This window comes from Mesorhizobium sp. M0633 (genome assembly GCF_040320645.1).
Lineage (GTDB): Bacteria > Pseudomonadota > Alphaproteobacteria > Rhizobiales > Rhizobiaceae > Mesorhizobium.
In genome coordinates this window covers 64,954-78,352 of record NZ_JAMYQC010000003.1, presented here as the reverse complement: position 1 = coordinate 78,352, position 13,399 = coordinate 64,954, and the positions used below count along the sequence as shown (strand labels likewise).

Annotated in this window: 13 protein-coding genes; 5 read left to right on the top strand and 8 right to left on the bottom strand. The window is 61.5% G+C overall.

The window, feature by feature from the left end; all coding sequences use genetic code 11:
• The first annotated feature begins 80 nt into the window (after positions 1 to 80).
• From NKI47_RS03940 to NKI47_RS03920, 5 genes are all read left to right on the top strand, one after another.
• Positions 81 to 266, top strand: coding sequence for a hypothetical protein (locus tag NKI47_RS03940; RefSeq protein ID WP_023676522.1), 186 nt, complete (start codon positions 81 to 83; stop codon positions 264 to 266).
• 335 nt (positions 267 to 601) lie between these two features.
• Positions 602 to 736, top strand: coding sequence for a hypothetical protein (locus tag NKI47_RS03935; RefSeq protein ID WP_013894968.1), 135 nt, complete (start codon positions 602 to 604; stop codon positions 734 to 736).
• Positions 737 to 1,086: 350 nt separating this feature from the next.
• Positions 1,087 to 2,025, top strand: a complete 939-nt coding sequence (locus tag NKI47_RS03930; RefSeq protein ID WP_348625928.1) for a GlxA family transcriptional regulator — start codon at positions 1,087 to 1,089, stop codon at positions 2,023 to 2,025.
• Between the two features lie 81 nt (positions 2,026 to 2,106).
• Positions 2,107 to 2,397, top strand: a complete 291-nt coding sequence (locus NKI47_RS03925) for a type II toxin-antitoxin system TacA family antitoxin (protein WP_352477597.1) — start codon at positions 2,107 to 2,109, stop codon at positions 2,395 to 2,397.
• Positions 2,394 to 2,885, top strand: coding sequence for a GNAT family N-acetyltransferase (locus tag NKI47_RS03920; RefSeq protein WP_352568952.1), 492 nt, complete (start codon positions 2,394 to 2,396; stop codon positions 2,883 to 2,885). The genes NKI47_RS03925 and NKI47_RS03920 overlap by 4 nt, the downstream gene beginning before the upstream one ends.
• Positions 2,886 to 2,911: 26 nt before the next feature.
• Here NKI47_RS03920 and NKI47_RS03915 read toward each other — a convergent pair whose 3' ends face one another.
• The 8 genes from NKI47_RS03915 to NKI47_RS03880 all read right to left on the bottom strand — a co-directional run bounded on the left by NKI47_RS03915 (position 2,912) and on the right by NKI47_RS03880 (position 13,262).
• Positions 2,912 to 3,694 carry an ABC transporter ATP-binding protein gene (locus NKI47_RS03915; RefSeq protein ID WP_352452112.1) on the bottom strand — a complete coding sequence of 261 codons (783 nt, stop codon included), beginning with the start codon at positions 3,692 to 3,694 and terminating at the stop codon, positions 2,912 to 2,914.
• Positions 3,691 to 4,467 (bottom strand): ABC transporter permease, encoded by a 777-nt coding sequence (locus tag NKI47_RS03910; protein WP_352587642.1) that lies wholly within the window; start codon positions 4,465 to 4,467, stop codon positions 3,691 to 3,693. Before NKI47_RS03910 ends, NKI47_RS03915 begins: the two co-directional genes overlap by 4 nt.
• A 71-nt stretch (positions 4,468 to 4,538) precedes the next feature.
• A complete protein-coding gene (locus tag NKI47_RS03905) occupies positions 4,539 to 5,489 on the bottom strand; it encodes an ABC transporter substrate-binding protein (protein WP_352452114.1) in 951 nt (316 codons plus the stop codon).
• A gap of 114 nt (positions 5,490 to 5,603) precedes the next feature.
• Positions 5,604 to 6,452, bottom strand: coding sequence for a DUF1194 domain-containing protein (locus NKI47_RS03900; protein ID WP_352587639.1), 849 nt, complete (start codon positions 6,450 to 6,452; stop codon positions 5,604 to 5,606).
• Positions 6,453 to 6,552: 100 nt separating this feature from the next.
• Entirely contained in the window at positions 6,553 to 7,515 is a 963-nt protein-coding gene (locus tag NKI47_RS03895; RefSeq protein ID WP_352587636.1) for a site-2 protease family protein, read from the bottom strand.
• A 7-nt stretch (positions 7,516 to 7,522) separates the two neighbouring features.
• Entirely contained in the window at positions 7,523 to 10,084 is a 2,562-nt protein-coding gene (locus NKI47_RS03890; RefSeq protein WP_352587633.1) for a GcvT family protein, read from the bottom strand.
• A 268-nt stretch (positions 10,085 to 10,352) separates the two neighbouring features.
• Complete coding sequence (locus NKI47_RS03885; protein WP_023676533.1) at positions 10,353 to 10,616, bottom strand: hypothetical protein; 264 nt, start codon at positions 10,614 to 10,616, stop codon at positions 10,353 to 10,355.
• A 156-nt stretch (positions 10,617 to 10,772) separates the two neighbouring features.
• Positions 10,773 to 13,262 (bottom strand): mechanosensitive ion channel family protein, encoded by a 2,490-nt coding sequence (locus tag NKI47_RS03880; protein ID WP_352587630.1) that lies wholly within the window; start codon positions 13,260 to 13,262, stop codon positions 10,773 to 10,775.
• Positions 13,263 to 13,399: the final 137 nt, after the last annotated feature.

Genomic DNA, 13,399 nt, shown 5'->3' with positions numbered 1-13,399 from the left:
AATGAAGCTGAAACAAACCCGGTGTACCGCCTGACGCTGCAAGCGCCGGGACAACCCGGCCCAACGCGAAGGAGAATGAGATGTCTATCCTGTTATCCATCGGTCGGATCGCGACCGAGTTCAGCGAGGCCCGTGCCCGCTACCAGACGGAACGCGCCATCCGCGCGCTGCCGATTGAACTGCAGAAGGATATCGGCTGGCCTGAAGCTGCCGATGCCAAGGCCGGCACTCGCCATGGTGTGGGATCCTGGGCTGGAGCAAAGTAAACCGTGTGTATCAACAGCTGAAGGCCTGCCGCGCAGATCAGCCCGGCAGGCCTTTTTGTTTGTACTCCAATGATTTTCCCGAGCCATGTCGCCGTCGCATGCCGCATATGAGCAAGTCGCATAGCAGCCCGCACTGGCAATCAACACATTGTAAATAATCGAAAATCCGGGGCAGAATGCCCAAATTTGTCGCATTCCGTGTCGCTTTTCATATCAAGTGCTTCGCTTTTGCGATTTAGTTTCCCCTCACGTAAGCCTATATCATCATCAACAAACGAGCTGCCCCACTCCATCAAGCGAAGGCGACCCGTCTGAGCAACCGAATGGAGATGATCATGAAGCTTTTTGCCCGCCTCTTTGCCCGTCGCGAAATGAACCTGACGACCGCGCTCGAGCGCCAGCGCCTGGCCAACACCATGCCTGGCCAGACCGGTGCCATGGCTGCCGCGCGCCTCGGCTTCGTCGCCTGAGACGCGGCAATCCCGGCGGAAGCAGCCTAGCGCTGCTTCGAAGTCGATCCAGCGCCGCTTCGGTTTTGCCGAGGCGGCGTTTTCGTGTGCGCAGACTGCGTAGGCTCGTTTGGTCGATCCGGCGGCATGTCGCGTCCTTCGCCGCATAGCGATTGCCCATTTGCGACCCGTGTCGCAAATAAAGTCGCTCCGTTGCCATCTAGCCAATTGACAGGAAACGTCTTTCCTGATGTCGCTATGCTAATCGCGACATCCTGTTCGCGCCATTGCAGCGTGAGGATCTACCCGTGAACGTCGTAAAGCACCCGATCCGGCGATCGTTCGTATTCTTCCTGGTCCCCGATTTCACCATGATCGCCTTCGCGACGGCGCTCGATCCATTGCGTTCGGCCAACCGCATGCTCGGCTATGAAGCCTATCGCTGGCGGCTCGCCAGCATCGACGGCAAGCCGGTGCGCGCCTCGAACGGCGTCGAATGCGCCGTCAACACCTCGCTGGAGGAAGAGCGCAAGAAAATGTCCGGACCGGACCGGCCGAACATGGCCATCGTCTGCAGCGGCATCAATGTCGAGCGCTACCAGAACAAATCGGCCTTTGCCTGGTTGCGCGAGGAGTACAATCGCGGCGTTGCCGTCGGCGGCCTGTGCACCGGCGCGCATATCCTGGCCGCCGCAGGCCTGCTGTCCAACAAGCGCTGCGCCATCCATTGGGAGAACCTGCCAGGCTTTTCCGAGGCGTTCCCCAAGGCCAATGTCTTCGCCGACCTCTTCGAGATCGACCAGAACATCTACACCTGCGCCGGCGGCACCGCCGCGCTCGACATGATGCTGAAGCTGATCGGCGACGATTTCGACGAAAGCCTCGTCAACCGCGTCTGCGAGCAGGTGCTGACCGATCGCGTGCGCAGCCCGACCGACCGCCAGCGCCTGCCGCTGCGCGCCCGCCTTGGCGTGCAGAATTCCAAGGTTCTGACCATTATCGAGCTGATGGAAGCCAATCTCTCCGAGCCGCTCTCGCTGATCGAGGTCGCCGACCATGTCGACCTGTCGCGCCGGCAGATTGAGCGCCTGTTCCGCACCGAGATGGGGCGCTCCCCTGCCCGTTACTATCTGGAGATCCGCCTCGACCGCGCCCGGCACCTGCTGATCCAGTCGTCGTTGCCGGTGGTCGAAGTGGCGGTCGCCTGCGGCTTTGTTTCCGCCTCGCATTTCTCCAAATGCTATCGCGAGTTGTACGCCCGCTCGCCGCAACAGGAACGCGTCGACCGCAAGCAGCTTCTGGCGGCTTGATCCAGCACGTTTCGCGGGCGCGGCCGAAATTGTCATGACATTGTCTGGCGAAATGTGGTATCCCTCAATCGAGAGGTACCAATGACGACCAGAACCACCAGATCGGAAAAACTGGACTTGCGCCTTACCCCCCAGGCAAAGCGTACACTCGCAACCGCCGCCGCGACTGAACGCCGTTCGCTCAGCGATTTCGTGCTTGAAAGCGCGCTTGCACGAGCCGAAGAAACATTAGCCGACCGGCGCAGCTTCCATCTCGACGCCGAAAAATGGGTCGCGTTCATGGCAGCGCTCGACGCGCCAACGCGTGATCTCCCCCGCCTCAAGCGCCTATTGAACGAACCAAGCATCTTTTCCGGTCGCGATCCAGCGTGAGCGAATTCCAGATCGAGAAACTGGCCCGCAAGCATTTGGTGGACATGTTCGACTGCGGTGAAGAACCGCTCAATCGCTTTCTCGTACGCTATGCATTCCAAAACCAGCAAGCCAATGCTTCGCAGACCTACATTGGTCTCTCTGGCGAAGATGTGATCGGCTTTTATACCCTGGTCGTTGGTGAAGTTAAATATGAGGGTGCGCCCGAGCGATTGACGAAAGGTCTCGCACGCCATCCGGTGCCTGTAATGCTGCTGGCGCGTCTTGCGGTCAGTCTGGACTGGCAAGGCAAAGGCGTCGGCGGCGGACTGTTGCGCGATGCCGTCCTGCGCAGTTTGCAGGCGGCCGATATTGCAGGTATCCGCGCGGTCGTCGTCCACGCCAAGAACGACGGCGCCCGCACGTTTTACGAGCGCTACGGATTCGCGCAATCGCCGACGGACCCGCTGCATCTTTACGTGCTTATCAAGGACTTACGAAGTCTCTGAGCCGTTCAGGCGCCTTGCTGACCCGACTATATCTGCGCCGTGCGCATCGCCTCGACGCGGATATCTTCTGTCAGCCGCGCCTTCAGTGCCGAAAACTCCGGGCTGGTCTTCAGCGTGTAGTGGCGCGGATGCGGCAGGTCGACGGCAACGTCCGATTTGATGCGGCCCGGCCGTGCCGTCATCACGACCACGCGCGACGCCATGAAGATCGCCTCCTCGATGTCGTGGGTGACGAACAGCACCGTTTTTTGCCGGCGCTCCCAGATGCCGAGAAGCAGTTCCTGCATCAGCCCGCGGGTCTGGTTGTCGAGTGCGCCGAACGGCTCGTCGAGCAGCAGAATCTCCGGATCGTTGGCCAGTGCCCGGGCAATCGCGGTGCGCTGCTGCATGCCGCCGGAAAGCTGCTTCGGCCAATGGTTTTCAAAACCTCTCAGCCCGACGAGATCGACGTAAGAAGCGACGATTTCGCTGCGCTCGTGCTCGGCCATTCCACGTTCGCGCAGGCCGAAGGCGATGTTCTCGGCGACCGTCAGCCACGGAAACAGCGTATAGGACTGGAAAACCATGCCGCGGTCTGGACCGGGCCGGTCCACCACCCTGCCGTCGAGCAGAACACGTCCCCCACTCGGCGCTTCGAGGCCGGCGACGATCCTGAGCAGCGTCGACTTTCCACAGCCGGATGGCCCCAGGATGGTGATGAAGTCGTTGGCGGCGACCGCCAGATCGATCGGCATCAGCGCCTTGACCGGCTGCCCACCGCCGACACCGGCGAAGGTGCGCGAGACGCCTTCGATGAGCAGCTTGCTCACGCCAGGCTCCATGGAAACAGCCAACGGTTAAGCGCCTTGAAGGCGAAATCGGACAACAGCCCGATCAGGCCGATGACGATGATGCCGAAGATGATCTGCCCTGTCGCCAGCCGCGACTGGCTGTTGATGATCATGTAGCCGATGCCCGACGACGAGCCGATCAGCTCGGCGACGATGACATAGGTCCAGGCCCAGCCGAGCACCAGCCGCAGGGTCTCGGCAATCTCCGGCGCATTGGCCGGAATGATCACGCGCCGCACGATGCCGTTGTCGGACGAGCCAAGCGTGTAGGCCGCCTCGACCAGGTCGCGCCGTGTGCCGCCGACCTTGACCGCGATGATCAGGATGATCTGGAACACCGAGCCGACGAAGATCACCAGCAGTTTTTCGAGCTCGCCAACGCCCGCCCACAGGATGAGCAGCGGGATGAAGGCCGATGCCGGCAGATAGCGGGCGAAGGAGACGAACGGCTCCAGGAACGCCTCCACGGGCTTCCAGGCACCCATCACGATGCCGAGCGGCACGGCAACGATGGCCGCCATCAGGAACCCGCCGAAGACGCGCCAGATGGTGATAAGGATGTCGAGCCAGAAGCGGTCCTCGACCAGCAGCCGCCAACCGTCTCTCACCATCGACAGCGGATCGGCAAGGAAAATGCGATTGACGTGGCCGCCAAGCGTGATCCACGCCCAGAACGCCACGAACAGCACGAAGAACGAAATGCCGAGCACGGTTCGAATGCCCGGCGAGACCGGATGCAAGGGGCGCGGCATCTTCGACCGTCCTCTGATCTGAATGAAAAAGCGGCGGCGCACGCGCCGCCGCCGGGCGACAATCCTGCCGGTTAGTCGGCGACGGCGCTGGTGTCGGCCAATGTCGAGACGTCAGGCGCTTCCTTGATCAAACCCATCTGCAGCAGAAGCTCGCCGGCGGTCTTGGAAAAGTCCTGGAATTCCTTGGTGAAGAACTGCTTGTTTTCAGCCTTGTCGGCCCATTTCAGGTATTTGGCCGACTCTTCGAATTCCTTGGCCGACTGCTTCACGTCGGCACCCATCGTCTCATAGGATTTCGCCGGATCGCTCTTGATCAGGTCGAGTGCCTCGAAATAGCTGTCGGCAAGCGCCTTGCCCGCATCCGGATTGGCCTTGAGGAACTCCGGCGTGCAGCCGACCGTATCGAGCACCATCGGATAGTCGAGAGTGGTCACAAGGATATGGCCCTGGTCGGACTTTTCGCGCACCGCCGAGATGAACGGCTCATAGGTGACCGCCGCATCGTTCTGGCCGGCGAGAAACGCCTGCGCCGCCGCATCCGGCTCCAGGTTGACGACCGTCACGTCCTTGGTCGACATGCCGTTCTTGTTGAGCACCCAGGCCAGCATGAAATAGGGCGAGGTGCCCGGCGCCGAAGACGCGACCGACTTACCTTTGAGATCGGCGACGGTCTTGATGTCGTTGCGGGCGACGATGCCGTCGGCGCCGTAGGATTTGTCGAGCTGGAATATCTGCTTGGTCGTCACGCCATTGGCGTTCCAGACCAGCCAGGTCTCGACCGTGGTGGCGGCGCATTGCAGGTCGCCGCTGGCGATGGCGAGCGGCCGGCTGGCTTGCGGCACCTTCTTCAAGGTGACGTCGAGGCCGTGCTTTTCGAAGATGCCGGCCTGCTTGGCGAGCGTCAGCGGCGCAAAGCCGGTCCATCCACTGATGCCGATGCTGACCGATGTGGCGGCCATCGCCGGCGCGGACAATCCGACGGCAAGCGTCAAGCTTGCGGCAAGAATTCCGATCCTGTTCATGTCGGTTCCCCTTTTATGTGTTCGGATGGGGAATTGTGTCACAGACGCCCGCAGGCTTGTCAATGAAGCAGATGCTGCACTGCGGTATGTCACCATCGACAGCAAACTCCGCCATCAGCGGCTGTTGTACATCCAGCTGCGGTCGCGCCACATTTTTTCGCCGACCAGGCAGTCGGTGACGGGGATGTCCTGTGCCAGCACCAATGGCGGATGCGCCGCCTCTTCCGCCGCTCGCTGCGGCGAGGCCGGACCGGCAAGCTCCAGCACCAGCTTGCGGCGGATGGCCTCCGGAAACTGCGTCCAGTCATTGACCGGGATCATGAAGGAGCCCGGCCCGCCGATGACGCAGTCGCTGTAGTAGCGGTCGAGATTGTTGACATCGTAAGCGCTGCTGAACCCGCCCCTGGTCATCAGCGGCAGGCCGTTGACGGTGATGCCTTGCTTGATCACGGCGTCGCGGGTGATATCGACAGGTGCGCCCTGGTTGTTGGGGCCGTCACCCGAAATGTCGATCACCCGCTTGACGCCCTGGAAGCCGCTTTCAGCAAAGAGATCGCTGGCGAATTCCAGCGCGCCGGAGATCGAGGTGCGCCTGGCACTGGCCGGCGGATGAGCGGAAAGCTGCGCTGCCAGCCGCTCGGCGTCGGCACGATTGGCGATCACCGTCCACGGCACGACGACCTGCTGCCAGGTCGCGCCAGCCCATTCGACATAGGTGACGGCAATCTTGCCATGAGCGCCTTCGCCGATTGCCTGCAGGACATCGTCATGCGTCAGCGCCGCCGCATAGCCATGACGCTGGATTTCGAGCTCGTCCGGCGACATGGACAGCGAAACGTCGACTGCCAGTACCAGTTCGATGTCGACCGGCTCGGCGGCGCGGGAGTTTGCAGTCAGCCATAGCACCGACGCCAGCGCGGCGGCACCCGAGACGAGATGTCTTGCACGGGCAAAACCAGACACGCCGCACGGTAAGCGAAAATCGCCGATCGACAAAGAGAAAAGCCCGGTGGAGAGCCGGGCTCATCCGGTCACATTTTTGCGAACCGCCGGAAAACGAATTTCATTTGTGGATGCGGTGCCCGCCCCGTCCCCGCCACTCCACGGCCTTCTCGACATCCGTCTCGGAGGATGGGTCCGGCTTCGGTTTTCTAGCACCGACCCCGCGCGCTGCCCTCCAGTTCGGCTTGAATGACGGCGGAAGCCACAACAGAATACCTGCAACCGCGGCAGGCAAGATGATCGCAAAACGCAGAATTGAAAGTACGATGCCGCAGATGCCGACGATCTGCGCGGCCCGGCGGACGCCGAAGCGTCTCAGGAACAAATGTCTTGCAATCACGCCGCCATCCAGATCGTAGGCGGGCAGGATGTTGAGAATGATAAGTGACACGTTCAACAATGCGCCAATCCAAAGCGTCCATTCCAGAGGACCGGCCGATCTTGACGGCAGCCACCCGAATGGCCTTTCGGGCGCAACTGGGATGAGTTCTCCAAAAACCAGATAATAGGCCGCATCGAAAAACGCGGCGAGCGCGACGTTCGCCAGGGGACCCGCTATCGCAATCCGCGCCCAGGCAGGCGATGGCGCTGCGGCGCGTTTGAAACGCGTGAGCCCGCCGAAGAGATATAATTCTATCATGTCGGTGGCGACGCCTTGTCGGCGTCCGATCCAGGCGTGCGCCAGTTCGTGCAGAAATATCGACGCAAACAGAAGCGCTGCAAAGATAGAGGTATGGATCAGTGCATCCTTGGGTCGGCTCGCCCACTCGTTCAGGAAGGGCAGCACAATGGGAATTGCGAAGGTCCAGCTGACGCGAACCGGGATATTCCGGTTCAGCTGAAACACAAGCGCATCGTTTTTTCTGTCCCAGCCGATCCGCCGCAAAGGCACCCCCCAATCGCAGCGCGACGGAAAGCGAGAATCATCGCTCCACAAAGCGAAAAGCCCGACGATGAATCGGGCTTCTGCATTCAGGTCCTGCTGGCACTGCTCGGCTTGCCTGTGTGGAGAATCGGCAGGCAAGCAACGCTTAGCTGCGCGGATTGAGGTTCTCCGGGTCGTAGAGCGGCCTGTAGCCGACGGCGGCCACTTCGACCGGGTACTTCTCGCCGAAATATTCGACGCTCAGCTTGCGGCCCTCCTGGCAATACGCCCAGGGCAGGTAGGCGAGCGCGATGTTCTTGCCGAGGGTCGGACCATAGGCCACCGAGGTCGTGAAGGAGCGGCGGCCGAGCTCGTCGACGAGCGTCTCACCGGTTTGCGGGTCCATCACCGGCATCGTGCCAACCGGATAGCGGGGAACACCATTCGAATCTGTATTGTCCGTCATGATAAGCGTGCAAAGCATGGCCGGCTGATGCACCCGGGCGCGATATTCCAGATGCTTTGCCTTGCCGCAGAAATCGGCCTCCTTGACTTTCGGACGGGCAAGGTCGGCTTCCAGCAGATTGTATTCGGTCAAGAGGTCCGCGTTTTGCAGGCGCAGGCTCTTCTCCATGCGGCGGCTGTTGGCATAGGTCTCGACGCCAAAGGCCATCACGCCGGTCGACCGCAGCGCGTCCCAGACAGCCAGGCCGTCCTCGTAGCGCATGTGCAGTTCCCAGCCTTGCTCGCCGACATAGGAGATGCGGAAGGCGGTCACGTCCTTGCCGGCGATCCTGACCGGCTTGATCGCGGCAAAGGGAAAATTCTCAGGCGTCAGTCCGTCGAGGTTTTCCACGACCTTGCCCAATGTTGCCCGCGCGTTCGGACCCCAGATGCCGACGGTCACATATCTCTCGGTCACATCGGTGACGGTAACGTCGAAGCCTTTGTCCTCTGCCGTCCGGCGCATGTACTGGAAGTCGCGCGGCCCGGCATCGGCGCCGTCGATGACGCGGCAGCGGTCGGCCATGCGGATGACGGTCAGGTCGGCGCGCACCATGCCTTCCTCGTCGAGGAAATGGGTATAGATGCCCTTGCCGATATTGCCGTCACCGCCGATCTTTGCCGCGCACAGCCATTCCATCAGCGCGACATGGTCCGTGCCTTCCACGTCGTACATGGCGAAATGCGACAGATTGACGATGCCGCAATCCTCGCTCATCGCGAGATGCTCGGCGTTCGAGACGCGCCAGAAGTGGCGGTTATCCCATTCGTTTTGGCGCACCGGCACCCGGTTGCCGTATTTCTCGAGCAGATGCTCGTTGGCGGCGTAGCCATGGGCGCGCTCCCAGCCGCCGAGCTCCATGAAATAGCCGCCGAGTTCCTTCTCGCGCTCCCAGAAGGGCGAGCGGCGGACATTGCGAGCCTTGGAGAAGGGCTCGCGCGGATGGACCGCCGGGTTGTAGACCTTCATCGCGGTTTCGATGCAGCGATCCCAGATGAACTGTTCTTTCGTCTGGTGCGGATAGAAACGCGAATAGTCGATGGCGTGGTGGTCGATCGCCGTGCGGCCGTCCGTCATCCAGTCGGCGATGAGCTTGCCCATGCCGGGGCCGTCCTTGACCCAGATCGCCACGGCATACCAGAGGCCCCTGACCTTCTGGCTTTCGCCCATCGAGGGGCCGCCGTCCGCCGTCACCTGCAATAGGCCGTTGAAGGAATGGCTCTCATTGTAGCCCAGCTCGCCCAGGATCGGCGTCAGTTCCATGGCGCGCTCGAGCGGCGCCAGGATCTGCTCCATGTCGAGATCGCGTTGCGACGGCGAAAGCCGCGCCTCGTTTTTCTCGAGAATATCGCGCGGATGGCAAAGGCGCGGATTGGTCTCTTCGTAATAACCCCATTCGATCTGCCCGCCTTCGGCGGTCTTGGGATCGCCGGTATCGCGCATGTAAGCCGAGTTGCCCTGGTCGCGCAGCAGCGGCCAGCCGATCTCCTTGCCGGTGCCGGCGAACTCGGTGTACGGCCCGAAGAAGGTAAGCGGATGGTCGATCGGCATGACCGGCAGGTCCTCGCCCGCCATTTCCGCGATCAGTCGTCCCCAGATGCCGGTGCAGACCACGACATAGTCGGCCTCGATGGTGCCGCGGTCGGTCACCACGCCCTTGATGCGGCCGTTCTCGATGACGAGCGACCTGGCGGACGTATTGGCAAACGCCCTGAGTTTGCCGGAAGCTTCCGCCTGATCGACAAGCTTGCCGGCGACGGTCTGCGAGCGCGGGATGACGAGGCCGGCGTCGGGATCCCACAGGCCGCCCTGTACCATCTGTTCTTCGATCAGCGGGAATTTTTCCTTGATCTCGGCGGGATCGATCAGGCGGGCGCGTGTGCCGAAGGCCTTCGCCGAGGCGATCTTGCGCTTGATCTCCGCCATGCGGGCGTCGTCGCCGACGCGGGCAACCTCGAGGCCGCCGATGCGCGCGTAGTGACCCATCTTTTCGTAGAAATCGATGGAATAGAGCGTCGTCCAGCACGACAGGAAATCATGGCTGGTCGTGTAGCAGAAGTCGGAGGCATGCGCCGTCGAGCCGATATCCGTCGGGATGCCCGATTTGTCGATGCCGACTATATCGTCCCATCCGCGCTCGATCAGGTGATGGGCGACCGATGCGCCGACGATGCCGCCCAGCCCGACGATGACGACCTTCGCCTTTTCCGGAAACCCTGCCATTGCCCGCGACTCCAAGATGCCATTGCGAGCAGACTATAGGGCGGCGCGGCGCCGCGCTTGCAGCCTGTTTGCGACATCGTCAAAAAAGCCCGCGCCACCAGCCCGTCGAATGCAGTTAGACCTACGCCTTCGCCCTGCTCGGTATGAAGGCGCTGCTAGAGCCCGTCCTGCGCAGCTTCGAAGAAAAGTGCATACCTTCATCGCCGATTACCGGAAGCAAATAAAAGGCCGGGCGTTTGCCCGGCCTTCAAAAATCATGGCGTCGACTTTACTTGATGCGCGCGACGCCGCCCGAGATCTCAATCGTCTCCGAACCGGTCAGCGCCTCGAGGTCGCCATTCGGCAAGGTAACAAAACAGCCGCTCGGGCAAAATTCCACGGTTTCGCCAGCGGCCAGCGCCAGCTCGGTCTTGCCGCCGCCTTCCGTCACGATCAGCGTGCGGGTCTCGGCGTCCTTGTTGACCGCGCTGGCGGCATGGGCCGAACCGCCCACGGCCAGAAAAGCGATGGCGGCGACGAGAGACTTCCACATTTTGCAGTATCGGTGTTGCCACCGCCTCTGTTGCATTTCGCAAGGCATTCTCGCCGTTTGCAGGTGAGCTTATATGCAATGCAAGCTGAACGGCAACTGAATGCCGCATTCATGCCGCAATTGGTTTCCGAGGGCTTGAAGGCAAGCTCCAATCAGCTAGTCAGGATCGGGCTTCCGCACCTTGCGTGCTGATTTGGCGAGACGTTTCGCCTCGGCCACTGCCAAGGCTTTTGCTTGCGCTCGCTCGGCGAATTCGACTTCGATCTTGTCGTCGTCGATCGGCCACGCTTCGTGCTTCTTGGTCTCGACGACGGCGCGCGGCGTCGACGGAATTTCGATATGCTGGTCGGCGAACACATCGAAGATTGCAAAGCGGATGTCGTTCTGGACGATATTGCCACTAAGAACGTCTGCCAGGAACACGCGAATCTCGAATTCGAGCGCGGCGGGGCCGAAATTGGAAAACAGCACGAAGGGTTCGGGGTTTTTCAGCACCAACGGATGACTGCGCGCGATCTCCAACAGGACGCCATGCACGTGCTTGATGTCGCTGCCATAGGCAACGCCGACCTTGATATCGATGCGGCCGAGCTTGTTGCGGTGCGTCCAGTTGCCGACCGCATTGTTGATCAGGTTCGAATTGGGCAGGATCACCGACTGCCGCTGGAACGTTTCGATCTCGGTGGCGCGTACACTGATCTTCTTGACCGTGCCGCTGATGTCACCGGCGACGATCCAGTCGCCGACCTTGAACGGCCGCTCGGCCAAAAGGATCAGGCCCGAGACGAAGTTGGAGACGACATTCTGCAGGCCGAAACCGATGCCGAGAGACAGGGCGCCGGCGACCAGCGCGAGATTGGAGAGGTCGATACCGGCCGCCGAGATGCCGACCAGTGCCGCGACCGCGACGCCGGCATAGCCGACCGCCAGCCGGATCGAATTGCGCACACCGGTGTCGACCCGGCCGCGCGCCATCACCGAACCGTCGAGCCAGCCCTGGAACCAGCGCGTCAGGAAATAGCCGATGATGAAGACGACGACGCCAGTGAGGATGCCGGTGACCGAGATCGTCACCGAGCCTATGGTGAGGCCCGTCGCCAATTTGTAGGCCCAGGCCTGGATGTCGCCGGGCTGGAAGCCCCACATCAACAGGATCAGCGGCAGGAACACCAGCACGATCATGATGTTTATGGCGGCGCTGACGACAAGCCCGAGCTGGTCGAGCGCGGTCTCTTCGTAGCTTGAATTGGCCGCTAGCCAGCGCCCGATCGAAGTGTTGGCGAAACCACCTTCCATGCCGATCGCCCGCGCCGACAGGAAGCCGATATAGGCGGTGACCAGGATAGTGCCGGTAACCACGACCTGCACCGAGACGAAAATAGCAAGGCCGATAAAGCCGAGCAGCGCCGACGCTATGGTGAATAGCCCTAGCGCGACGGCGGTGTAGCGCAGCCATGCCGGCCACGGGCGCCAGCTCCCGTCGGCAGCCTTGAACGGCTTCAGCAGCCCCATCAGGATCAGGATGACGCCGACGCTGATGGTGGCGACAAAGCTTCTGGCGATGGTCAGCGATAGCGGCGAGCCCATCTTGTCGTTGACGACCGACAGGAAATAATTGATGCCGATGGCGACGGCCATGGCAGTCGTCAGCCGCACCAGCCAGCGCGCCGGGCCGGTTTCGACAGGGATCAGACGCCAGTTCGGCAATCGCGGTTCCAGCGCCGCATTGGTCAGCCGGTTGACGCAGAACACCACCGCGATAACGGCAACCAACGAATTCAGGAAGATGCCGATGTCGCCGCGCAAGACATTGTAATAATTGAAGAAGAAGACCGTCGAGATAAGGAAGGCGCCAACCGCCAGCGACGGCAGCAATGTCGACCAGAACGCCACCGACAGGCGGCTGAGATAGGATGGATCTTCGATGGAAGGATCGGCTTCGAAGACGCGGCCGAACAGGCGCCGCCCGCCGACAAAAAGCACGGCGGCCAGCGCAAGCGCCATCAACGTCGCGGCAAGAATTGCCTGGAACTTGAACTTGAAGGCGAAGCTCAGCCAGGACGACACCGCTTTGTAGAAACTGGTAAATTCGTCGTTGGCATCGGAGATGACCTCCGGGCTCAATGCATCGGACAGCACGTAGCGCTTGGTGAGCTGATTGCGGAACAGCTCGCTGCGCATGTTGCCGATCTTCTCGATCAGCCCGCTGATGCGGATCGACAGGTTCTGCGCGCTGGCAATGACGGCGTTGATCTCGGCTTTTTCGGAAGCCAGCGCCTGGCGTTCACCGGTCACGATGTCGGGCTCGGTCGGCTGGCCCGCGGCCGGCGGAGGTCCCAGCGTCTCGATCCGATCGTTGATATCGCCGAGACGCGAGCGGAACGCCAGCGCGCTGGTGAGCGCCGCCCGCGACAGATCCTCCAATTGCAGGCGGATTTCCACGAGGGTGGCATCGTCTTGGCCATCCTGCTGTATCTTCTTCTCGAGATCGTCGGTTTTGGCCGTCAGGCTCTGGATGACCTTCTGCTGGTCTGTAACCAGCCCGGCGGCACCCTGCCCGAGCGCCTGCGCCATCGCGTCGAACGACGGCGGCGCCAAGACAACAAGCGCAACGATCAGGACCAGGCGGAGTAAACGAAAGAACATGATTTTTCTGGCGACTCGCGGGCGGCATCGGCAGTTTTGAAGCACGTCCTTGATAAAGACGCTCATATCACGGGGCAAGTCATGCCAGGCGGCTCGTTTTCGAAGTCCGCCAATCGAAGTCGGCCAATCCAATCGAA